At 59.4% G+C, this 22,398-nt stretch carries 16 protein-coding genes; 12 read left to right on the top strand and 4 right to left on the bottom strand.

Going from position 1 to position 22,398, the window contains the following annotated elements; genetic code table 11:
- Positions 1-15: 15 nt before the first annotated feature.
- Genes HMPREF2967_RS01755 through HMPREF2967_RS01745 form a run of 3 tightly spaced genes read left to right on the top strand, consistent with a single transcriptional unit; the run spans position 16 to position 4,072 of the window.
- Positions 16-1,671 (top strand): thiamine pyrophosphate-dependent enzyme, encoded by a 1,656-nt coding sequence (locus HMPREF2967_RS01755; RefSeq protein ID WP_070684721.1) that lies wholly within the window; start codon positions 16-18, stop codon positions 1,669-1,671.
- A 12-nt stretch (positions 1,672-1,683) separates the two neighbouring features.
- A complete protein-coding gene (locus HMPREF2967_RS01750; RefSeq protein ID WP_070565234.1) occupies positions 1,684-3,018 on the top strand; it encodes an aromatic amino acid transport family protein in 1,335 nt (444 codons plus the stop codon).
- 13 nt (positions 3,019-3,031) lie between these two features.
- On the top strand, positions 3,032-4,072 hold the full coding sequence (locus HMPREF2967_RS01745; RefSeq protein ID WP_070684719.1) for a histidinol-phosphate transaminase: 1,041 nt from the start codon (positions 3,032-3,034) through the stop codon (positions 4,070-4,072).
- Here the strand turns inward: HMPREF2967_RS01745 and HMPREF2967_RS01740 are convergent.
- Positions 4,069-4,836 carry a TetR/AcrR family transcriptional regulator gene (locus HMPREF2967_RS01740; protein WP_083312563.1) on the bottom strand — a complete coding sequence of 256 codons (768 nt, stop codon included), beginning with the start codon at positions 4,834-4,836 and terminating at the stop codon, positions 4,069-4,071. The genes HMPREF2967_RS01745 and HMPREF2967_RS01740 overlap by 4 nt on opposite strands.
- Before the next feature lie 48 nt (positions 4,837-4,884).
- Here HMPREF2967_RS01740 and HMPREF2967_RS01735 point away from each other — a divergent pair, with 48 nt between their 5' ends.
- The 6 genes from HMPREF2967_RS01735 to HMPREF2967_RS12690 all read left to right on the top strand — a co-directional run bounded on the left by HMPREF2967_RS01735 (position 4,885) and on the right by HMPREF2967_RS12690 (position 13,535).
- A complete protein-coding gene (locus HMPREF2967_RS01735) occupies positions 4,885-6,396 on the top strand; it encodes a flavin monoamine oxidase family protein (protein WP_070684717.1) in 1,512 nt (503 codons plus the stop codon).
- Positions 6,397-6,398: 2 nt separating this feature from the next.
- Positions 6,399-7,343 carry a universal stress protein gene (locus HMPREF2967_RS01730; RefSeq protein WP_070684110.1) on the top strand — a complete coding sequence of 315 codons (945 nt, stop codon included), beginning with the start codon at positions 6,399-6,401 and terminating at the stop codon, positions 7,341-7,343.
- A complete protein-coding gene (locus tag HMPREF2967_RS01725; RefSeq protein WP_070684715.1) occupies positions 7,340-8,893 on the top strand; it encodes an APC family permease in 1,554 nt (517 codons plus the stop codon). The genes HMPREF2967_RS01730 and HMPREF2967_RS01725 overlap by 4 nt, the downstream gene beginning before the upstream one ends.
- 25 nt (positions 8,894-8,918) lie before the next feature.
- Positions 8,919-10,295 carry an NAD-dependent succinate-semialdehyde dehydrogenase gene (locus HMPREF2967_RS01720; protein WP_070684713.1) on the top strand — a complete coding sequence of 459 codons (1,377 nt, stop codon included), beginning with the start codon at positions 8,919-8,921 and terminating at the stop codon, positions 10,293-10,295.
- A gap of 553 nt (positions 10,296-10,848) precedes the next feature.
- Positions 10,849-12,033, top strand: a complete 1,185-nt coding sequence (locus HMPREF2967_RS01715; protein WP_070684711.1) for a class II histone deacetylase — start codon at positions 10,849-10,851, stop codon at positions 12,031-12,033.
- Positions 12,030-13,535: an APC family permease gene (locus tag HMPREF2967_RS12690; RefSeq protein ID WP_232770574.1), complete on the top strand. Its 1,506-nt coding sequence runs from the start codon at positions 12,030-12,032 to the stop codon at positions 13,533-13,535. The genes HMPREF2967_RS01715 and HMPREF2967_RS12690 overlap by 4 nt, the downstream gene beginning before the upstream one ends.
- A gap of 204 nt (positions 13,536-13,739) precedes the next feature.
- On the opposite strand, the gene HMPREF2967_RS01705 is transcribed toward HMPREF2967_RS12690, so the two are convergent.
- Together HMPREF2967_RS01705 and gabT (HMPREF2967_RS01700) are read right to left on the bottom strand one after the other, a co-directional pair.
- Positions 13,740-14,969: an aromatic amino acid transport family protein gene (locus HMPREF2967_RS01705; protein ID WP_070684706.1), complete on the bottom strand. Its 1,230-nt coding sequence runs from the start codon at positions 14,967-14,969 to the stop codon at positions 13,740-13,742.
- Between the two features lie 78 nt (positions 14,970-15,047).
- Positions 15,048-16,376, bottom strand: a complete 1,329-nt coding sequence (gene gabT, locus HMPREF2967_RS01700) for a 4-aminobutyrate--2-oxoglutarate transaminase (RefSeq protein WP_070684704.1) — start codon at positions 16,374-16,376, stop codon at positions 15,048-15,050.
- A gap of 117 nt (positions 16,377-16,493) precedes the next feature.
- On the opposite strand from gabT (HMPREF2967_RS01700), the gene HMPREF2967_RS01695 reads away from it, so the two are divergent.
- Positions 16,494-17,939, top strand: a complete 1,446-nt coding sequence (locus tag HMPREF2967_RS01695; RefSeq protein WP_070597262.1) for a PucR family transcriptional regulator — start codon at positions 16,494-16,496, stop codon at positions 17,937-17,939.
- A 4-nt stretch (positions 17,940-17,943) separates the two neighbouring features.
- Here HMPREF2967_RS01695 and HMPREF2967_RS01690 read toward each other — a convergent pair whose 3' ends face one another.
- Positions 17,944-19,353 (bottom strand): helix-turn-helix domain-containing protein, encoded by a 1,410-nt coding sequence (locus HMPREF2967_RS01690; protein ID WP_070684702.1) that lies wholly within the window; start codon positions 19,351-19,353, stop codon positions 17,944-17,946.
- Positions 19,354-19,581: 228 nt separating this feature from the next.
- Here HMPREF2967_RS01690 and gabT (HMPREF2967_RS01685) point away from each other — a divergent pair, with 228 nt between their 5' ends.
- Both gabT (HMPREF2967_RS01685) and HMPREF2967_RS01680 read left to right on the top strand, forming a co-directional pair.
- Positions 19,582-20,907: a 4-aminobutyrate--2-oxoglutarate transaminase gene (gene gabT / locus HMPREF2967_RS01685; protein WP_070523350.1), complete on the top strand. Its 1,326-nt coding sequence runs from the start codon at positions 19,582-19,584 to the stop codon at positions 20,905-20,907.
- Positions 20,908-20,942: 35 nt separating this feature from the next.
- Positions 20,943-22,391 (top strand): flavin-containing monooxygenase, encoded by a 1,449-nt coding sequence (locus HMPREF2967_RS01680; RefSeq protein ID WP_070684700.1) that lies wholly within the window; start codon positions 20,943-20,945, stop codon positions 22,389-22,391.
- The last annotated feature ends 7 nt before the right edge of the window (positions 22,392-22,398 follow it).

Genomic DNA, 22,398 nt, shown 5'->3' with positions numbered 1-22,398 from the left:
TCAGAGAGGTTCTCCATGTCACATGTCGGCGCCGCCATTGCCGCATCCCTTGCCGCGCACAATGTGCCCCGCGCATTCCTCGTACCCGGCGAAAGCTTCCTTCCCGTGTTGGACGGACTCTACGATTCCCCCGTCGAAGCCATCGTCTGCCGCCACGAAGGCGGCGCCACCTACATGGCCGAAGCCCAGGGCAAAGCCACCGGCCAGCCCGGCGTCGCCATGGTCACCCGCGGGCCCGGCGCGGCCAACGCCTACGTCGGCATCCACACCGCTTGGCAGGACGCTACCCCGCTCGTCCTCTTCGTCGGCCTCATCCCCACCTCGGACCGCGACCGCGAATCCTTCCAGGAATTCGATCCCAAGGCGTGGTTCGGCACCCAGGCCAAGCAGGTCTTCGTCCTCGACGATCCGGAGCGCGCCTCTCGCGTCGTGGCCGAAGCCTTCTTCCAGGCCCAGCAGGGCCGCCCCGGCCCCGTCATCGTGGGCCTGCCGGAAGATGTTCTCCACAAGGAGTTCACCGGCACCATCCACCCGCCCATCCCGGTTGCGGAAGGCGCGCTTTCCGACGATCACCTGGGCCTCCTCTCCCGCGAACTGAGCCACGCAGAGCGACCACTTATTTTCGCCGGCGGTCCGCGCTGGACCCCAGAGACCGCGGAGAAGATCACTCGCTTCGCCGAAGAGCACCGTATCCCGATCATTCAAGACTTCCGCGCCGCCGACCACGTGCCTTTCGACTCCCCCGCCAACGCCGGCTGGCTCGGCTACGGCCGCGACCCCCGCGCGGCGCAACTTTTGGAAGCCGCCTCCCTCGTCATTGAAGTTGGTGCCGTTCTCGGTGATGTTCCTACCGACGGCTATACCCTGCGCCAGTCACCGCAGGCGCGCAACATCGCCATCAATCCCGACACCAGCCTGCGCGGGCACTCGGTACCCCTCGAGAGCCACATCGTGGCAAGCCCTGTGGCCGTCGCCAACACGCTGGACCGTCTAACCGTCGAGGGCACGGAGCAGCGCGGCGAGTGGTTTGATTCCGCGCACGCGAACCACCTCAACTTCGCCACCCTCCCCGAGCCCGCAGACTACCGTCCAGGCAAAGAGGGCACCGCCCACATGGAGGCCATCCTCGCAGCGCTCCACGAGCAGTTGCCCAAGGACTCGATCTACACCTTTGGCGCCGGCAACCACTGCATCTGGGCCCAACAGTTCTTGCGCTCGACGGTCTACCCCTCCCAGTTCAGCGTGCGCAACGGCTCGATGGGCTACTCCATCCCGGCCGCTGTGTCCACCAAGCTGCAGTTCCCGGAGCGCACCGTGGTCACCATTGCTGGCGATGGCGAATACCTCATGAACGGCCAGGAGCTGGCCACCGCGCTGCAATACGGCGCGCCTTTCCTCATCATCGTGATGTCCAATGGCGAGTTCGGAACCATCCGCGACCACCAGAAGAAGCACTTCCCCGACCGCGTATCCGGCACGCAGCTGGTGAACCCGGATTTCGCGGCGGTAGCCCGCGGCTTCGGTGCCCACGGCGAGCTCGTCACCGATGACGCACAAGCACCGGAGGCCGTGGCCCGCGCTTTGCACGCCATCGCCAACGACGGGGTACCGGCACTGATCAACGTCATCACCGACCAAGAGCATTCCCTGCCTATTCCGCCCACCAACTAAAGGAGGCTCATCATGAGCTCTACCAACACTCCCCCAACAACCACGCCACCCACTACTGAGCTGAAGGAGGGCGAGCACATTGTGGGCGATGGGGTCGTCGCCAAGCAGCGCCCCGCCGCATCCACCGCATCGTGGATCATTACGCTCTTCGGTACCGCCGTGGGTGCCGGCATCCTCTTCCTGCCGCTCAACGCCGGTGGTTTCGGGTTCTGGCCGCTGGTCTTCGCCACGGTCTTCATCTTCCCGCTGGTGTTTTTCTCCCACCGCACCTACGCGCGCATCGTCGCGGGCGCCCCCAAAGAGGACCACGGCAAGGACATCCTCGAGCTGGTCTCGCAGTACCTGGGCAAGGGCCAAGGAATCGTCTTCGCGGTGCTGTATTGGATCACGGTCTTTTCCACGGTCCTGATTTACGGTGTCTCCATCACTAACGCGGTGGATAGCTTCATCGTCAACCAGCTGGGCGGGCCTTCGCTCGACCGGTGGCTACTGGCCATGCTCTGCGTCGGCGTCATGACCGGTGCCTTCGCCATCGGCCGCAAGCCCATGATTTGGCTGGCCCAGGTGCTGGTGTACCCGCTGATTATTGCGCTGGCCGTCACCTCCATTTACCTCATCCCGCGCTGGGACCTGCAAAGCTTCCTTCACTTTGATGACGGCTCGGATGGCTACGGCGGCATTTTCAAGGGAATTTTCCTCATCCTGCCGGTGCTGGTCTTCTCCTTCTCCCACATGGCAGCGCTGTCGCAATTCGCCCTCGATATGCAGCCGCAGTACGGCGAGAAGACCGAGAAGCGCGTCTCCCGCACGGAGTTCTACACCTCCATCCTGCTCGTGGTCTTCACCATGTTCTTCGTGTGGTCCTGTGTCCTCGCGCTCGGCGCCGACGGCATGAATGAGGCCCTCGAGCAAAACATCCCGGTGCTCTCCTACTTCGCCAACGTCACCGGCACGCCGTTCATGGCCTACATGGCGCCCATCGTGGTCATCTGCGCCATCGTCTCCTCTTACTTCGGCCACATGCTCGGCACAGAAGAAGGCACGGAGTACCTGCTGAAGAACGCCGCTCCGAAGCTGGCGGAGAAGGTCTCGCACCGCACGCTGCTCAACATCATTTATGTCATCGCCTTCGTGTGCACCACGCTCGTGGCGATCTTCAACCCCTCCATTATTTCCATGATTTCCGTGGTCTCCGGTGTCTTCGTGGCGTTCATCGTTTACCTGGTTCCGGTGTACATGTTCAAGAAGTTGGACGTGTACAAGCACTTCCGCAATGACCCGTGGAACTACTTCGTCTTCGGCATGGGCCTGCTGATTATGGCCGTGACCATCTGGGACATGATTTAGAAAGGACGTGATTATGCTACGCAATGATCTCTCGAGCTTCCCCGAGTACAAGGTGGGCAAGGACTTCCCCAACGCGCTCAAGCTCTCATCCAATGAGGTCCCCTTCCCGCCAGCTGAGGACATCATCGCCGCGGTTGCCGACGCCGCCCGCACCACCAACCGCTACCAACAGCCCGGCAGCCTGGAGCTCACCAATGCACTGTGCAACTACTTGGGCGTGCCGGCGGATAATATCTTCGTCTCCGCGGGCTCCACGCCCATCCTGCAGGCCACCATCTTGGCGTCCTGCCATACAGGCGATGAGGTCATCGTGCCCTGGCGCAGCTTTGAGGCCTATCCCCTGTACGTGCGCATGGCCGGCGCGGAACCGGTTCTGGTCCCACTCACGGAGGATTACCGCGTCGATCTGGAAGCAGTACTCGAGGCGCTAACGGAGAAGACCAAGCTCATCATCTTGTGCAACCCCAATAACCCGACGGGCACCGTGATTACCCGCGGTGAATTCCGCGCCTTCATGGACAGGGTGCCCAAGGACGTGGTCGTGCTGCTGGATGAGGCTTATTGGGAGTACAACGACGCCCCCGATACCCCGGATTCGGTGGAGGAATACCAGCGCTACCCCAACCTGCTCGGCGTGCGCACCTTCTCCAAGGCGTGGGGTTTGGCCGGCATGCGCGTGGGCTACGCGGTGGCGGGCGAAGAGATCATCAACGCGCTGCGTCTGCTCTCCCTGCCACTGACGGTGACCGCCATGGCGGAAACCGCCGCCGTGGAGGTGCTCAAGCGCCACGACGAGCTTGCCGACGCCGTCGAGATCACCAAAGCACAGCGCGACCGCGTCTGCGCGGAGCTGGGGGCTGAGAAGTCCTACGGCAACTTCGTCTGGCTGCCGCGTGCGGATGCCTCGGAGGTGGAGACGAAGATGCTCGATGAAGGCGTGGTCATCCGCCGCTACCTCGACGAAGGCGTGCGCGTGTCCATCACCGATGAGGCCGAGACCACCCAGTTCTTGGAGGCCTGGAGGCGCGCGGGCATTGAGCCTTGGAGGAGCTAGCTATTCTTCTCGTCGGGGAGATCTGACAGGAGGGCTTCAAGGCCTAAGCGGAACGGCTCGTCGGCGTAGGGATTCCTCTGATCCTGACTCTCTGCCATGGAGGCGTCCGGTGAAAAAGCACCGCGCGCATCGGCCAGTGCCGGTGCGCGCGCCTCACTATCCACCGGAAGGTCAAAGATGTCTTCGGGGGCGTGGACGTCGTAAGCACTGCCATAAATGAAAGATTCCAACGCCACGATGCGTGGCATGATGGCCGAGCTCGGAAGACCGGTCAGCTTCAAAACTCGGGCTAGCACTTCGTACATTTCAACCGTACGAGGTGCTCCAGAAATAGGTGTCAACGCAATAATCCGCACGAGCGGAACATGCCGTGCGCAGACATCGCGGTAGGACGTTGCCCAACGTATGAGTGCATCGCGGGGTGAGAGTGTCGGGGTGGCCTCCAATGCGGCATACAAGGAACTGCATTCCACTTGCTCCATGACTGCATCTTCGATCAGCGCGAGCAAGTCATCTTTCCCCGAAAGGTGGTTGTACAACGCGCTGGTTCCCACGTTTAGACGGCGGGCAATGCGCGCCATTGTGAGTTTTTCATATCCTTCTTCCCCCACAATGGTGAGCGCAGCCTTAGCGATCTTTTCGCGCGTAACCAGCGCTTTATGGGGGCGACCTTTAGGCCGATGCGAATTCACAGCTCCGAACCCTTGTCTCACGTTACGTTCCTTCTGTACAGTGATATGAGACACAAAATGAATGATGTTCATTTTGCCACACCTGCCCCTTCATCGTCCCATAGGAACGGAGACACCTTCATGACTTCACTCGTCAATCCAGACAATCCCGTTATCGAGCGCGATGTCGTCGTTATCGGCGCCGGCCCCGCTGGCCTCATGGCCGCACATACCCTAAAGAAGAAGGGCCTGAGCGTAGCCGTCCTCGAAGCTCGCGAGCGCGTCGGCGGCCGTACCTGGAACGGCAAGGTCAAGGATGCACAGGGAGTCGAGCACTTCGTAGAGCTCGGAGGCCAGTGGATCTCCCCCGACCAGACCCGCCTCATCGAGCTCGTTGATGAACTCGGCCTCGAAACTTTCTCCCGCTACCGCGAGGGCAAGTCGATCTACGTCTCCCCTGATGGCACCCGCCACGAGTACGAAGGCACTGTATTCCCAGCCGATGAGAAGACCATTGCTGAGATGGACCACCTCATCAAGATCATGGATGAACTCGCAGCGGAAATGGACCCCGCAAACCCTTGGTCCCACCCGCGCGCCAAAGAGCTAGACTCCATCTCTTTCCGCTCTTGGCTTGAGGAGCTTTCCGACGACACTGAGGCCATCGACAACGTTTCGATTTATGTGGCGTCCGGCATGCTGACCAAGCCCTCCTACACGTTCTCCACTCTTCAAGCAGTGCTCATGGCTTGCTCCGCAGGCTCCTTCAGCAACCTTGTCGATGAGGACTTCATCCTGGATAAGCGCGTCGTCGGCGGTATGCAGTCCGTTTCCTTAACTCTTGCCAAGGGCTTGGGCGACGATGTCCACCTCGGCACTCCTGTGCGCGAGCTTCACTGGGCGGAGCCGGATGCATCTACCGCGGACGAACTCAACAACATCAAGGCAGATGTTCGCAATGGTGTCGCCGGCAATGGCGAAGCCGGAAATGTTACCGCCATTTCGGAGAAGGTCACTGTAAAGGCCCGTTTCGCCGTTCTGGCTGTTCCGCCAAACCTGTACAACCGCATCTCCTTCGTCCCGCCGATGCCGCGCGACCAGCAGATTGCGCACCAGCACATCTCCATGGGACTGGTTATCAAGGTCCATGCCATCTACGACACCCCGTTCTGGCGCGAAGAAGGACTCTCCGGCACCGGCTTTGGTGGCGGTCGCCTCGTTCAGGAGGTTTACGACAACACCAATTACGGCAAGAATTTTGCCGAATCGACCGCAGATAAGGAAGACACCTACGGCACCCTCGTGGGCTTTGTCTCCGACGTTTATGCAGAGGAGATGTGGCACCTGCCGGCTGAAGAGCGCAAAGAACGCATTCTCGACGCCATGGCAGATTACCTTGGCCCAAAGACCAAAGAGCCCATCGCTTTCTACTTGTCTGACATGGCAGCCGAAGAGTGGACGCGTGGTGCCTACGCTACCTCCTATGATCTCGGTGGACTCTCGCGCTGGGGGCACCTCCAGAATCAGCCGACCGGCCCCATCTACTACGCATGCTCCGACATCGCTGCGGAAGGTTACCAGCACGTCGACGGCGCAGTACGCCAGGGCGAGATCGCCGCACTGGCTATCGCAGAGCAAGCAGCGAAGGCTTAAACATGGCTCCCGCAAGTTTCCCTCGCCGCAGCACTAGTGGTTGCATCCTCGTGGGCTACGTCGCTACCGATTTCGGCAAAGACGCGTTGCGCTTAGGAATTGCTCTCGCAAAAGAGCGCAACGTGCACCTCGAACTCGTTATGGTAGCCCCCGCGCATAGCTCCTTCTCGGGCGTTTACCCGCACGACCGTGGCTATGACTCCATTGTGGAGGAACAAATCGCTGGATGGCTGGAGGAGGCTCTCGCGGAGGTTCCTGAAGAAATCACTGCAACCGCACGCATCGTGACGGGAGATTCCGAAGCTGCCGCGCTCTGCGAAACTGCGGAGACCCTTGGTGCTGACTTGCTCGTCGTTGGCGCCCGGAAGGGCGGCCTCTTCGGACGTTTCCAGATGGGTTCCGCGGTCAATGCGCTCTTGCACTCTGCCCCCGTTCCTGTCGCGCTTGCACCACGCGGATACTCCTACCCAGGCCCTATCACTCGAGTCACAACCTTCTTCGGTCCTCGTCGTGGCACCTCCGACGTCATTGCGATCGGCCTTGATCGTGCGCGTCGCCGTGAGATTCCCTTGCGGCTCGTTTCGCTCGTCCTAAGCGGTGAGTCTGACATGCATGGGCTCGGAACCGACGTGCCCAGTGCGCTCAATGCTTATGCCAACCGAAAACTGGCTGACTCCGCTCAACACATGCTTGACGCCGGGCACGCCACCACCGAGGTGGCGTCTGGCAAGGATGTCAGCACTGCGTTGGAAAAGCTGAACTGGCAAGACGGGGAAATCGCCGTTGTCGGTTCCTCCCGCATGGCCGTTCCTGGACGCCTCTTCTTAGGCTCAACAGCGTCTCGAATGCTCCGCTTGATCCCAGTCCCCATGGTTGTTGTGCCCGCCGGCTATATGCAGGCCGGCAAAGAAAACAATCTTCTATCGAAAGGTGGTGACAACACATGACCACCACGACCCCTTCGACGCCAACCACCCACTCGGTAAATGAGACAGCGTCGAACAAAGGCCTAGCTACGGGCCGCGTCGGATTGCTTGGCGCAGTAGTCATTGGCGTCAGTTGCATCGCCCCTACCTATACGCTGACCTCCGGTATTGGCCCAACGATTTCAGCTGTGGGTCAATACGTCCCGGCAGTGCTGTTGCTGGGCTTTATCCCCATGCTGCTTGTAGCGTTTGCCTACCGCGAGCTCAACAACGCAGTCCCTGATTCAGGTACTTCCTTCACGTGGGCTACAAAGGCCTTCGGCCCGTGGGCCGGCTGGATGGGAGGATGGGGGCTTATCACCGCCACGATTCTGGTGCTATCAAACCTGGCGGCGGTGGCCGTCGACTTCTTCTACCTACTTCTTGGTCAGCTCTTCAACAACCCGGCTATTAGTGATCTGACCCGGAACCTGTGGGTCAATATCCCGACTACCTTCGTCTTTATCGCTATCGCGGGCTACATCTCTTACCGCGGCCTCGACTCAACACAAAAGCTGCAGTATGTACTCGTAGCGATTCAGATTGCTGCCATTGTGCTTTTCGACGTCGTCGCAATCCACAACGCCTATAACAACGGCGGATTCGACTTCACACCGATTTCGCTCGAATGGTTCAACCCGGTTGGCATCGGAAGCTTTTCCCTCATTGCTGCGGGCATCTCACTGTCCATCTTCATGTTCTGGGGATGGGACGTAACCCTCACGATGAACGAGGAAACGAAAAACCCCGAAAAGACGCCGGGTCGTGCAGCTACGATCACCGTGCTCATCATCATCGCGCTGTATATCCTCACCGCGCTGGCAGTCATCACTTGGGCCGGCACAGGTGACACAGGCCTGGGCGCTGGTAATCCAGAGAATCAGGAATCGATTTTCGCGGCGCTTTCAGAGCCTGTCTTGGGCAAGGCCTCGATCCTGATTTATATCGCGGTTCTGTCCTCTTCCTTCGCCTCCCTGCAGTCCACGATGGTGGGCCCCGCCCGCACCTTGCTGGCTATGGGCTATTACCGCGCTTTGCCGCCGGTGTTCGCAAAGATCAGCCCCCGCTTCCGTACACCGTCGACGGCCACCATTGTTTCCGCTGCAGCAGCAGCCGTGTTCTACGCGGTAACCCGCCTTATTTCGGAAAACGCGCTATGGGACACCATCGCTACGATGGGCCTCATGGTCTGTTTCTACTATGGAATTACGGCCGTGGCCTGCATCTGGTACTTCCGAACCGAACTGTTTAGCTCGATGCATAACATCGTGTTCAAGTTCCTCTTCCCCACTGTGGGCGGCGGATTCTTGCTCATGATGTTCTTCATCACTGCATTCGATTCCATGGATCCGTCCTACGGATCCGGGTCTGATATCGGTGGTATCGGCATGGTCTTCATATTGAGCGTCGCTGTCTTAGGGCTCGGCGTATTCATCATGCTGTTCACCCGCTTTGCCCACCCAGGATTCTTCAAGGGCGAAACCCTCACGCGAATTTCCTCGCGCGACGACGACCAGCAACCGCTGGTCTAACTACACACGAGAAAAGGAGTAATCAATGTCCAACACCTATCGCGTACAGAACCCCGTAACCAATGAGGTAGTCGAAACCTTCGATACCGCTACCGACGCTGAAGTCGAAGCAGCACTGGCAAAGTCCGCCGCGGCTTATAAAGAGTGGTCTGCACGCCCCATCTCTGAGCGCGCAGAAATCATGACCCGCGTCAGCGAACTCTTCGAGGAACGCAAGGAAGAACTAGCCCAAATCGCCGGCGAGGAGATGGGCAAGTTCCACTCCGAGAGCATCGAGGAAGCTGAGTTCTCTTCCGCCATTATCAAGTACTACGCCGATAACGGCGCAGACTTCACCAAGGACCAGGAGATCCCAACTGCCTCCAACGGCACGGCAGTCATCCGCCGCCTGCCTATCGGCCCACTGCTCGGCATCATGCCGTGGAATTTCCCCTACTATCAGATCGCCCGCTTCGTGGCGCCCAACCTGATGCTGGGCAACACCATCATTCTCAAGGATGCGGAAATCTGTCCGCGCTCGGCCCTCGCCGTTCAGAAGATCATGGATGACGCTGGCGTTCCTGAAGGCGTGTACAAGAACGTCTTTGCTTCCCACGACCAGATTTCCACCATCATCGCGGACTCTCGTATCCAAGGTGTATCTCTTACCGGTTCTGAGCGCGCAGGTTCCATCATCGGCGCGCAGGCCGGCGAAAACCTCAAGAAGGCTGTTCTCGAGCTCGGCGGCTCTGACCCGTATGTCCTGCTCGATACTGACGACGTCAAGGCAGCTGCGGAGCTGGCATGGGGCACGCGTATGTACAACACCGGCCAGGCCTGCAACTCGAACAAGCGCATGATTGTCATGGAAGACATCTACGACGAGTTCGTCGCTGAGCTCGAGCGCCTCGCCAACGCTGCAGTAAAGTCCACTCCGGACAACCAGACTGAAGGCGCATACTCTGCGCTGTCCTCCCGTGAGGCAGCCGAAAAGCTGCGTGACCAGCTGGACCGTGCCGTTGCTGCCGGTGCTAACTTGCGTGCAGGCGGCGAGCTCTCTGAGGAAGGTGCTTACGTCTCCCCTGCTGTCATCACCGATATCCCGGTTGGCTCCGATATTTACTACGAGGAGTTCTTCGGCCCAGTCGCGACCGTTTACAAGGTAAGCAGCGACGAAGAAGCCCTCGATTTGGCTAATAACACCCAGTACGGCCTCGGCGGCACCGTGTTCTCCCAGGACACCGAGCGTGCCGCCGCTGTCTCCCGCCGTCTCGAGTGCGGCATGGCCAATGTCAACACTCCCGCAGGCGAAGGCGAAGAAATGCCATTCGGTGGCGTAAAGCGCTCCGGCTTTGGCCGCGAGCTCGGCCCACTTGGCATGGATGAGTTCGTTAATAAGCAGCTCTACTACGTGGAGAAGTAGCCCGAAATAGATCACCAAAAGGGTGTTGGATTATCGACGGATAATCCAACACCCTTTTGGTTTTTCGTACGCCCCAATTGAAGTAACACCTGTCACACCAAGCTCAAAACGAGTCCACCTGCAATCGGCATTAAAACCCCCATCAAGGTTGGATTAATTCTTATACCAAATTAAAAACCTACAATCCTCCACGCAAGATAATATTACTCACAAATATCTCCAACGAAATAATCGCGAAAAACTTTCACTCCTACCCACTCACCTGCACAGTTACAAATATTTACGAACGATAGATCACCCAACCTGCAATCAGTCCACCCCCACAACGGGGTAGCTAGTTGTGGATTTTATTCGATTCGAAATGGCTATATTTCCGTTAGTAAAGACCTCTAATAGCAGCTCCAAAACAGCGGACTCCACCGCCAATATTAAAAAACATAACGGCACCTTAGAGAAATCAACTTGCCCCGCAATTAAGGCGAAAGCAGTCTCCCAAATCACACTCGGCAAGTACTATGGTTTGCAACACCACAGCCGAAAGAAAGGATTGTAAATGTCAACCAAAAAGCAAGATAAAGTCTCTGTGGGTTATCTCTGGGACACGCTCTACGGATGGCACGACACGGGCACGGGTGGAAATGCACCGGCAAACCCAGCCCTTGGCCTACAACCCGTGAACCGCCACTTCTCTTCGCCGGAACCAAAGCGACGCCTAAACGAATTAGTGCAGGTCTCTCAGCTCCGCAAACACCTCACCAATCTTTCGGCAAAGCCGGCGACGAAAGAGCAACTCGAAAGAATTCACTCCAACGAACACATCGAGTCGATGCTCCAACAGTCTCAACTACCGAAAGGTGGCGATTGTGGAGATGGAGGATCACCGTTCGGACAAGGAGGCGCCGACATTGCGAAGCTCTCAGCTGGCGGCGCAATTGAAATGACTCGAGCTGTACTAGACGGAGAGGTTGACCGAGGGTATGCCTTGATTAATCCTCCGGGACACCATGCTGAGCGGAACCGTGGCTTAGGCTTCTGCCTTTTCAATAACGCTTCGGCTGCAGCGTCTTTTGCTCTCGAGGAACGCGGTCTAGAAAGAGTTGCAATCGTAGATTGGGATGTTCACCATGGCAACGGAACCCAAGACATCTGGTGGGAAGACAACCGTGTTCTCACAGTATCCATCCACCAAGATAGAAATTTCCCGGTCGACAGTGGTTTCGTCGAAGAACGAGGCTCCGGAAAAGGCAAGGATTTCAATCTGAATATCCCCCTTCCTCCAGGAAGTGGCGACCTAGTGTATGAAACCGCGCTTAATGAGATCGTCATTCCAACGCTTGAAGAATTCAAGCCAGAATTAATCATCCTTAGTACAGGCTACGATGCCGCGATGATGGACCCTCTAGGCCGCATGATGGTAACAACCTCGGGCTACTACAACATGACTCAGGCTCTTGCAGCTGCTGCAGACAGCCTTTCTGAAGGAAATCTAGTCGTGGTCCAAGAAGGCGGCTATTGCCAGTACTACGTTCCTTTCTGCGGTCTTGCAGTATTGGAAAGCCTGACCGATGAAGACTCCGGTTTCAAGGATGAATACGCCGAAATCGTGGAAGGACAAATTCGAAAGACGTTCACACACGAACAAATCGAATATCTGAGAAAGGCATATACCACTCACTTCAAAGAAGACAGCCCCGCGCTTGAAAGCCTCTCCCCTGCTACAAGTGATGGTGCCGTATGAGCGAAAAGATTCGTACCCTCAAGACGCACAACATTGTCTTTCTAGTAATTGCAGCAGCTGCTCCTTTAACGGTGGTTTCCGCCGGAGTAACGGCAGCATACGCCACATCTGGAATGCCAGGAGTTCCTCTCGGCTACCTGCTTTGCGGAGCACTCGTGGCATTCTTTTCAGTCGGCTTCTGCGCTATGGCCAAGGAGATACCCAATACTGCTGCATTCTTTTCCTACGTCTCCGCCGGCCTCGGGAAAAGTCACGGTTTAGCAGCTTCTTCACTGGCTATCGTTTCTTACACTGCTATGCAGATCGCACTTTACTGTCTTCTCGGATACACAGCATCTAGCTTATTTGAATCGATAGTAGGCACCTATATCCACTGGGCGGTGTGGGCACTCATAGCTTTAGGCCTAGTGGCATTTCTAGGCATTAAATCTGCCGATGCCACTTCGAGAATTCTAGGAGTTCTTCTCCTCTTAGAGTCTTGTGCCATCGTGTTCTTCTGTGTTCTCGCAATCCGCAACCCTGCAGATGGACTCTCGATTGGCACCTTATCTCCATCAGCGCTCATTGGAACTGGCACAGGAACTCTTCTCGCGTTCACTATCGCCGGGTTCATGGGTATTGAAAGCAGTGCTATGTACTCTGAGGAGGCAATCAATCCGGAGAAAACCATCCCAAACGCTACGCTTATATCAATTCTGATTATTTCCGGCTTTTATGGATTCTCTTCATGGTCAATTGCCCAAAGCACTGGAGAGTCTCAGGTAGTTGATTCTGCGCAAGAATCTGGTTCGGATCTGTTCTTCAACTTTATTGCGAGCCAGGGATACGAGTCCATCGTTCCGCTAATTCAGCTTCTCTTGGTCACCTCCCTCTTCGCAGCCGTTACAGCCTTCCATAATTCTATTTCCCGCTACCTCATGGCGCTGGGGCGAGAACAGGTTATTTGGAAGAACCTCGGCACGACTAGCGAAAATGGTGCCCCTGTTGCGGCATCGCTTTTCCAATCTTGCTTCGGTTGGTTTGCCATCGCCACGGCACTGCTTGCTCAAAAGCTCTCAGGATATGACGAAAGCTTTCCATCAGCAATCGTGTTCTCTTGGATGAGTAACGCTGGTGGTTTCGGACTCGTCTTCTTGCTTCTAACCACTTCGGTCTCGGTTTACTTCTATTTTAGGAAGCACAAAGGGCTTTACCCAACGTTCGTCACAAAAGTGGCGCCAACTATCGCCATCATTGGATTCGGCGCAATGTTCGTGCTGATCTTGGCCAACTTCGAGAACCTCATTGGCGATGCCGAGCTGTGGTATTTGGTTTTCGTGATTCCAACCATCATCCTCTTGTGTGGAGTAGCTGGCTTTGTTCGCGGCGAGCTGCTCAAGCGCTCTCATCCTCATATCTATAGCAACATCGGTTCTGGACATCCCCCAGGCGAAAGCCGCGTGCAGAGTAGGACAACCGCTAAGCCGCAAACCTCTCAACTAGTCGCATCAGCACAAGATTGATCCAAAGCACGAAAACGTGATTACGGTGCTGATCCCGTATAGAAAACCTCATGGACGTACGCCCCGATTGTGCAGAGCTAACGAAATCTGCCGGTAACGACACGAGCGGTGATGGGGCGACTTTGCAGTAGCCCCATCACCGCCCGAGAACATCGCTCGCCTGAGTCTAGGATCTCGTACCTTTCTCAGGACTAATCGTTTGTACTAAGCCCAACCCGCCGGCACCAGCCCGACGATGGAGATGATCGAATAGATGAAAGCCAAGAAATACACCACGATGATGGTTGCCTGAATAGCCGGGTGCGCAAGACCGCCCACGGTCCAGCCGGGATCGCGGTCGCCCTTCTTGCGGGAGGCGTGCAGCAGCATCACCGGGATGACGGACATGATGGCACCCGCAAAGCCGCCCGCATAGGACAGCGCCGCAACGAAGCCGCCGAGGCCTGCAATCGAGATCACCAGTGGCGGTACCACCGTCAGCGCCACCGCGATGATGCGCTGCCCCTTCACGCCTTCCCAGTGGAAGATGTCGAGGACGTTGCGCATGGTGGTGAAGCCAATCGCCAGGAATGACGTCAGCATGGCCGCCAGGGCAAAAATGTTGGCTAGGTAGTAGGCAACCGGGCCAAGTGCCTCACCCCAGGCGATGGTCACCACTTCGGTGACCTCCATGCCGAGAAGGCCGAGGGCTGCAAAAGGCACCAGCGCCAGGGTAAAGCCCGTGATGACCATGCCAACGACGATCGCACGCGCGGTCTCCTGCGGCTTCGACGGATCCATACCCTGGACCAGCTCCGGAACCACATACTGCGCCAGGAAGGAGAACACCGCCAGGTTCAGAATCGGGACGATGAAGAAGGGGTGAAGAACCAATAGGTTGTCCACCTTGATACCTGGGCCCAGGATGGTCCATCCGCAGAGGACAGCGATGATGATGGCCATGCCGGCGGTAACGGCGCCCTCAGTGGCACCCGTGGTGTGCAGACCGCGGTACATCACCCACGAGCCAAACCCAAAGAAGATCAACGTGCCCAGAAGCGGCGGCAGGCCGAAAATGTTGTTGATCAAGTCACCGGAGCCGGCAGCATAGGCAATGAGCGCACCGATACCGTTGACGATGATGGCGACGAAGACCAGCCACCGCCCCCACTGCCCCAGGTAATGCTCGGCCAGCCCAGAGACTTGCAGTGTGGCCTTGGTGCGCATGGCGGACTCCGCCACGTACAACATGGAAATGGTCGTGAGCGTGCCAGCCACGAGCAGGGCGATGACGAGCGCGAGGAATCCACCGTTGCGAGCGGCATAAGGAATGGAGAGAACTCCAGCGCCGATGTTGGTGCCGAAGATGAGGGCAATGCCCTGCACGAAGGACAGCGCGGGTTTGAATTCCTTCGTGGATTCATCCTTCTGCGGCACAGAAATGTTGTTGGACAAAGACTTCTCCGATGACTACTAAATGGCTATTAAAACGTGAACTCACCCGGCCATCGCCGGGTGAGAACTGCATTGGCCTTACTTGTATTCGTTGAACTGCTTGACGACGACCTGCAGCGCCTCACGCCACAGGTCCTCCGGGATAGCCAGCGAAGGCAGGAAGCGGATGACGTTGTGGTCCAGGCCGCAGGTCAGCAGCAGGACGCCCTCGGCCTTGGCACCGTCAGCAATCTTGTGCACCAGCTCGGAGTCCGGCTCGCCCTCAGCGGTCACGAACTCGAGTGCGAGCATGGCGCCGCGGCCGCGGAACTCGGCCACACGTTCATCGCCCAGGATGGGCTCCAGCTCCTCGCGGGCGACCTTCTCCAGGTTCTGAGCACGCGCACCGAAGTCCTTCTCCTCAAACTCCTTGAAGGTTGCCAGCGCAGCGGCGCACGCCACCGGGTTACCGGTGTAGGTACCGCCCAGGCCACCAGGCTGCGGGGTATCCATGATTTCCGCGCGGCCGGTCACTGCCGACAGCGGCATGCCGGAGGCAATGCCCTTCGCAATGGTCACCATGTCCGGCACGATGCCCTCATGGTCGGAAGCGAACCAGGTACCGGTGCGCATCATGCCCGCCTGGATCTCGTCGATGATGAAGACGACGTCGTTGTCGTTGCACCACTTCTGGATTGCTGCGAGGTAGCCCTCAGCCGGAACGACGAATCCGCCCTCACCTTGAATCGGCTCGGCAACGACGCAGGCCAGGTTGGTCGCGCCGACTTCCTGCTCGATCATGGTGATGGTCTTCTTGGCTGCCTCGGCACCACTCAGACCATCGCGCAGCGGGTAGGACATCGGTGCGCGGTAGATCTCCGGGGCGAAGGGACCGAAGCCGTTCTTGTAGGGCGATTGCTTGGCGGTCATCGCCATGGTCAGGTTGGTGCGGCCGTGGAAGGCGCGGTCCATGACCACCACACCACGCTTGCCGGTGTAGTTGCGGGCAATCTTTACTGCGTTCTCGACAGCCTCAGCGCCGGAGTTGAACAGCGCGGTCTTCTTCGGGTGGTCACCCGGGGTGACCTCGTTGAGCTTTTCTGCCACGGCCACGTAGGACTCATAAGGAGAAACGGTGAAGGAGGTGTGGGTGAAGTGCGCGACGGCCTCTTGGACCGCGGCCACGACGGCCGGGTTCGAAGCGCCAGCGGAGGTCACGGCGATGCCGGAGGCGAGGTCGATGAAGCGGTTGCCGTCGGCGTCGGCAAGAATGCCGCCATCGGCATCCACTACGTAGCCCGGAAGCGACGGCGCCATGCCCGCGGGGAGGGCGTTCTTGCGGCGCTCATCCAGGGCGGCGCTCTTCGGGCCCGGGACCTGCTGGCCCAGGTGGCGAGACTGCTCAATGTGGTACTGAAGTTCCTGCATGGTCTTCCTTTTGTGCTCGGATGAATAGTGTGCCCCTTAGTGTGGTCTCCACCACCCTCCGCACACTATGGACGAGATGTATAAATTTCCTCCCCATAGCTGTGTACTCTGTCCACCATGCGTGAGATTTCCTTCCGCTGGCTGCTCAACCAGCGCTCATTGAACCTGCGAAGCATCGTCACCGGTAGCGCCACATTCAACACCATCCACGCTTCCGAGCTCGCGGACCCCAGCGAGTTCACCTCCCCCGGCGCGCTCATGCTCACATTGGGGCTTGCCTTCCAGGAAGAACCGGAGGGCTTCGAACGCTATGGTGCGGCCCTGGCCGCGGCCGGTGTGCAGGGCATTGGCTTCGGCACTGGACTGGCCTTCGGCGAGGTTCCTACAGAACTTATCCGCGCCTGCTCCCAGCACAATCTCACCCTCTTTGAGGTCCCGCGCGCCACCCGTTTTGTATCCATCACCACGGCCGTGGCTCAAGAACAGGCCCGCTTGGACAACAACGCGCACTTTTCACTCCACCGCCAGCAGGAGCGTCTCAACCAGGCCGCGGCCACGAGCATCAGGGTGCTCGTCATGCAAGCCAGCAAAGAACTCGGCGCCGCAGTGGCGGTGGCAAGTTCCTCCGGAGCGGTGGTCAGCCGCAGCGATCGCGGTCAGCTCAGTGCGGCCGACGCCGCGGTGGAGGCCGCGGAGCAGACGGGGCGGGGAACGGGGACGTCGACAAGCACAGGCGCAACCATCACCAGCATCTTCGGCTCGGCGGGACGGCGCTGGGCCATCGCGGTAACGCGTGCAGAGAAGTTCGATTCCTACTCCCGCGCGCTCATCCGGCACCTCGCGGGCCTGGCCAGCCTGCTCTTAGATCATCCCGACACCACTGCGCACACGATCCTCGGGGCGTTGGCGCTTGACGCCCAACTGGCCGGGGTTGACTCCCCTGCCTTACAGGCGGCCTTCCATACGGTCGATAGCCACGACCTCGTGGATGTTCTGTTTCTCACGGCACCATCACCCTCCCGCCTCGCGCGGGCATTAAGCGAGATTGGAAAAGCCGAGCCTCTCAGCCTCATCCGCCCGGAACACGATTCCGCGCTTATCGCTCTTCCCCCGGGCACCGCGCACACGAACTTGTGCGGGAAACACACCCGCTACCTCCGAACGTCCATCCTGCAGCACACCCAATGGCAAGCGTTGACACCGGCGCTCTTGTCCTCTCTCCAGAGCCACGCGCGCAGCCTGCAACTCGGTACTGTGGCGACCTTCGATTCTGCTGCCCCTACCTGGCTGGCAGAACCCGGAGTACCCGAGGCCCTCGCTGCACGGCGCGCGGCCACAGTCAGCCTTCTTACCGAGCACGATGCGCAGCACAACACAGAGCTGTGCGCCACGCTGCGTTCCTTCCTCGTGGGCAACGCCAACTTGGCCACCGCCGCCGCGGAACTCGGCGTTCACCGCCACACCGTGCGCGCCCGCTTGGACAAGATCGAGCAACTCTGCGGCGTGGACCTGAGCAATCCCGTCACCCGCGCGGAGCTGCTCTTGCTCAGCCTTGACTCTTAAGAACTCAGTCCGGAACGCTCACGCCCAGGATGAGAAGTTCCGCCGCCACGAGAGGATCCTTAAGGTCCACCTCCAATAATTCCTCCAAGTCCGCGATGCGCTTGCGCACGGTGTGGCGGTGCGAATGCAGCTCCTCAGCGGTGCGGCTTACATGCCCGCCGGCGCGCAAGTAAACCTCCAGTGTTTCCGCCAAGTCGGTGCCGTGCTCGGCGTCAAAGGAACGCACCTTGCCCCAGGTCTCCTTCGCGCGGTTGTGCACCGCTCCTTTAACCCGAGGGTCCCTAGTCCAGCTCAAGGTGCGCGATTCCGGCCCCGCAAGCATCCCCGGCTGCAGCCCGAAAGCGAAAGACTCCAGCTCGTGGACAATCCCCACCCCCAGCTCGGCCCACGGCATGGGTTGGCCCACGACGATCCGCTTGCTCCCGCGAATATCGCGCAACAAATCCTGCAGGTTTTTCATCGTTCGGTTTCCCCTAAAGAGCAGAAGGCTGGAGGACTTATCCAGCGCGTACTCGAAGAGCAAACGCCCGTGGTCTTGAAGGCGGGCGTCCAGGGCCTGGATGAAGCGCTGGTGAGCCCGCTCCCCCTCGGATTTCACCAAGACCGGGCGCACCCTCCCCTGCGCATCGCCCACGAGGTGGAAGATGCGCCGCATGGGATCTTCGGGTTCGTCCAACCCCAGCTGAATGGCCAAAGCCATGGAGTTGAGCTCATTCTGTGTGCGCCGCAGCTCTTGTGGGCGCTTCACGCTAAGCTCCGCTAGGCCCGCGGCCTGCTTGAGCAGCGCGCGCTCGTTCACACCGAAGCCATCACGCGACACTGCCAAGAGCCCGAAGGAGCGCGCACCGTGGTCGGCCAAGCGCTGGGCCAAAACACTCCACCCGCCCACGCGGCGCGCGGCGTAGAAGTTCTGGGCGCGAGTATCGGCGATCACCGTTGCCCAATCCACCGGAGGCAGCCCCGGGTAGCTCGACTGCGCAAAGACGCGCCCGTCTTTATCGACGAGGCAGGAATGCGCACCCAGGAGGCGACTGGTCTTGTCCACGAGGGCATCGAGGCCGGCCACGGCAGCGTCGTTCAGCGCGCCCTGCTGAGCAATGAAGCGCTCCAACCCTTCCTCGCGCTGGCGCTGCAGCTCGTCGTGCAAACGCGCGAGCACCGAGACGAAAGGTACGCGCCGCGCCACCGTGAAGAGCGAGATATTGCATTCCCGAGCGGCCTCCAGCATGCCGGGCGGAACCTCGGCAAAGGCCAGTCCAACGCCGAAACCCACCCCCGTCACCCCACCCTCGGCCACCTTGCGGATGTACTCTTCCAGTTCCTCAGGCCGTCCTTCAAATGCCATGCCGGTGAGCAAAATGACGGCCCCGGATCCCACGAATTCGCGCGGATCGCGCAGTTCACACGGGTGCATCACGGAAAAGGAACGCCCACAATCGTGCAGAATTTCTATCCCCAAATCAGGCTGATTAGCCAACCATCTCAGGGAAACGCTTCCCTCTTCCAGCCCGACCGCTACTCCCGTATCCAATGTGGACAAATTCTCACCATTCTTTCACCCAGTTGTCTATGGCCCTTATGAAGTTTAGCCGCCAGAATGACCTACGTCATAAAAAATCCCGAGTATTAAGGAGCAGACAGCATGCAGGATCTCAAGCACCGCCTCCCCCAGGAGCGGAATGTCTCCAGCGCAATCCCTGGCCCCCGCAGCCAGGAGCTGAATGCCGCCCGTGAAGCAGACGTCGCTGCTGGCGTCATCCCGGGCTACCCCTCCTACGTCACCGACGGTGATGGTGGCGTGCTTGTCGACGTCGACGGCAACACCATCGTCGACTTCGCATCCGGCATTGCCGTGACTTCTGTCGGCGCGTCCAACCAGCGCGTTGCCAAGGCCGTTGCCGAGGCTGCCAGCCACCTGACCCACACTTGCTTCCTCAACGCCCCGTACCAGGGCTTCGTCGAGGTCTGCAAGAAGCTCAACGAGCTGACCCCGGGGACCCACGAAAAGAAGTCCTGCCTCTTCTCCACCGGTGCTGAAGCAGTGGAGAACGCCATCAAGATCGCTCGCCGCTACACCGGCAAGAACCGCGTCGTGGTCTTCGACGGCGCCTTCCACGGCCGCACCAACCTCACCATGACCATGACCGCCAAGAACAAACCCTACAAGCAGGGTTTTGGCACCCTGGCCGCTGATATCTACCGCGCGCCGATGTCCTACCCGCTGCGCGACGGCCTCGACGGCAAGCAGGCAGCAGCGCGCACCCTGCGCTACATCGAGCAGTACGTCGGCACCGAAGAACTGGCCGCCGTCATCATCGAGCCGGTTCAGGGCGAGGGCGGCTTCGTCGAGCCGGCCAAGGGCTTCCTCCCGGCGCTGCAGGAATGGTGCACCGACAACGGCGTTGTCTTCATCGCCGATGAGATCCAGGCCGGCATCTGCCGCACCGGCTCCTGGTTCGCCTGTGAAGACGAGGGCATCATCCCGGACCTCATCACCACCGCCAAGGGCGTGGGCGGCGGCATGCCACTGTCCGCTGTGACCGGCCGCGCCGAAATCATGGATGCACCGGACCCGGGCTCCCTGGGTGGCACCTATGCCGGTAACCCGGTGGCCTGCGCTGCTTCCCTGGCAGCCTTCGAGGAAATGGAGGAGCTGGACCTCAACTCCCGCGCTCGCGAAATCGAGGCCATCATCCGCGAAGAGCTGGAGCCGCTACTTGAGCTCACCACCGTTGCTGAGGTCCGCGGCCGCGGCGCCATGATCGCCATCGAGCTGGTCGATGACAACAACCAGCCGAACGCCGACCTCACCGCCAAGGTAGCCAAGACCTGCCGCGAGCAGGGCGTGCTCATCCTCACCTGTGGCCTCGACGGCAACGTCATCCGCCTCCTGCCGCCACTGGTCATCAACGAGTCCACCCTGCGTGACGGCCTCCAGGTTCTGGCTGAAGCTATCCGCGCGAACTAATCCGAAACACCAACACCTCAAGGAGACACACCACTATGAAGATCTACGACTGCATCATCCTCGGCACCGGCTACGGCGGACTGGGCATGGGCGCCCAACTTGTTCGCGACGAGCAGCAGGACTTCCTCATCCTCGAAGCAGCCGACGAGGTCGGCGGCGTCTGGCGCGACAACACCTACCCGGGTGCTGCCTGCGATACCCAGGCTCTGATCTACTGCTACTCCTACTTCCTCAACCTCGGCGTCTCCCGCATGTTCGCCGGTCAGGACGAAATGCAGGGCTACCTCAAGGCCCTCGCCGAGGAGTTCAACCTCTACGATCACATCAAGTTCAACCACCGCATCACCCGCGCCGAGTGGAAGGAAGACCTCAAGGCGTGGGAGATTGAGGCCAACGGTGAGACCTACTACGGCCGCGTCTTCGTCGGCGCCTGGGGCCAGCTCTCCAAGCCGAAGATCCCGAACTTCCCGAACCGCGAGGCATACCAGGGCGTGCAGTTCCACTCCGCCGAGTGGAACCACGACGTCGACCTGAACGGCAAGAAGGTTGCCGTCATCGGCAACGCGGCCTCCGCTGTCCAGCTGGTTCCGGAGGTTGCCAAGGAAGCGGAGAAGCTCTCCGTGTTCCAGCGCTCCGCAAACTACATTCTGCCGCGCAACCAGGTCATCTTCACCGAGGAGGAGACCAAGGAGTTCCAGGAGAACCCGGATTCCTACCGCGCCATCCGCCAGGAAATCCACGAGGTCCGCGAGGAGGGCTTCGACCGCACCCGCAAGGGCACCGACTCCGCCGCCGAGGGTGTCGAGCAGGCCATGGAGCACCTGCGCTCTCAGGTCAACGACCCGGAGCTGGTGGAAAAGCTCACCCCGACCTTCGCCTTCGGCTGCAAGCGCATCCTGCGCTCCGATGACTTCTACCCGACCTTCAACCGTGACAACGTGGAGCTTGTCACCGCTGGTATCGAGAAGTTCACCGAGACCGGCATCCGCACCGAGGACGGTGTCGAGCACGACTTCGACGTGGTCATCTACGCCACCGGCTTCCACTCCCAGGAATTCCAGGGCGACCTGCCGATTGCCGGCCGCGACGGCATCGACCTGCGCGAGCGCTGGAGCAACTCTCCGGAGGCTTACCTGGGTATGACCGTGGATGGCTTCCCGAACTTCTTCATGCTCTACGGCCCGAATACCAACCTCAACCACCACTCCGTGGTAGCCATGCTCGAGGCACAGGACCGCTACATCTCCCAGGCCGTTGCTTACCTGCGCGAGAACCCGGAGGCAGCCCTCGACGTGAAGAAGAACGTCATCGACGAGTTCAACACCCGCATCCAGAAGGAACTCGAGGAATCTGCGTTCTCCGCTGACTGCTCCTCGTGGTACAAGAACGAGGAAGGCCGCGTCATCAACAACTGGTCCGGCAACGTTGCTGAGTACTACGAGCTCACCGACAAGCTGGAGATCAACGACTACGAGCTGGTCTAGAAGGTAG

Origin of the sequence: Corynebacterium sp. HMSC059E07, from assembly GCF_001814395.1 — a bacterium.
Taxonomy (GTDB): Bacteria; Actinomycetota; Actinomycetes; order Mycobacteriales; family Mycobacteriaceae; genus Corynebacterium; species Corynebacterium hesseae.
This window is presented reverse-complemented; position numbering and strand designations above follow the sequence as displayed.

Excerpts from the sequence above, each read along its gene's own strand:
- HMPREF2967_RS01695 (WP_070597262.1), top strand. The coding sequence starts at position 16,494 with ATGCGTGAGATTTCCTTCCGCTGGCTGCTCAACCAGCGCTCATTGAAC.
- HMPREF2967_RS01755 (WP_070684721.1), top strand. The coding sequence starts at position 16 with ATGTCACATGTCGGCGCCGCCATTGCCGCATCCCTTGCCGCGCACAAT.
- gabT (WP_070684704.1), bottom strand. The coding sequence starts at position 16,376 with ATGCAGGAACTTCAGTACCACATTGAGCAGTCTCGCCACCTGGGCCAG.
- HMPREF2967_RS12690 (WP_232770574.1), top strand. The coding sequence starts at position 12,030 with ATGAGCGAAAAGATTCGTACCCTCAAGACGCACAACATTGTCTTTCTA.
- HMPREF2967_RS01750 (WP_070565234.1), top strand. The coding sequence starts at position 1,684 with ATGAGCTCTACCAACACTCCCCCAACAACCACGCCACCCACTACTGAG.
- HMPREF2967_RS01715 (WP_070684711.1), top strand. The coding sequence starts at position 10,849 with ATGTCAACCAAAAAGCAAGATAAAGTCTCTGTGGGTTATCTCTGGGAC.
- HMPREF2967_RS01735 (WP_070684717.1), top strand. The coding sequence starts at position 4,885 with ATGACTTCACTCGTCAATCCAGACAATCCCGTTATCGAGCGCGATGTC.
- HMPREF2967_RS01725 (WP_070684715.1), top strand. The coding sequence starts at position 7,340 with ATGACCACCACGACCCCTTCGACGCCAACCACCCACTCGGTAAATGAG.
- HMPREF2967_RS01680 (WP_070684700.1), top strand. The coding sequence starts at position 20,943 with ATGAAGATCTACGACTGCATCATCCTCGGCACCGGCTACGGCGGACTG.
- HMPREF2967_RS01690 (WP_070684702.1), bottom strand. The coding sequence starts at position 19,353 with ATGCACCCGTGTGAACTGCGCGATCCGCGCGAATTCGTGGGATCCGGG.
- HMPREF2967_RS01740 (WP_083312563.1), bottom strand. The coding sequence starts at position 4,836 with ATGAACATCATTCATTTTGTGTCTCATATCACTGTACAGAAGGAACGT.
- HMPREF2967_RS01730 (WP_070684110.1), top strand. The coding sequence starts at position 6,399 with ATGGCTCCCGCAAGTTTCCCTCGCCGCAGCACTAGTGGTTGCATCCTC.
- gabT (WP_070523350.1), top strand. The coding sequence starts at position 19,582 with ATGCAGGATCTCAAGCACCGCCTCCCCCAGGAGCGGAATGTCTCCAGC.
- HMPREF2967_RS01745 (WP_070684719.1), top strand. The coding sequence starts at position 3,032 with ATGCTACGCAATGATCTCTCGAGCTTCCCCGAGTACAAGGTGGGCAAG.
- HMPREF2967_RS01720 (WP_070684713.1), top strand. The coding sequence starts at position 8,919 with ATGTCCAACACCTATCGCGTACAGAACCCCGTAACCAATGAGGTAGTC.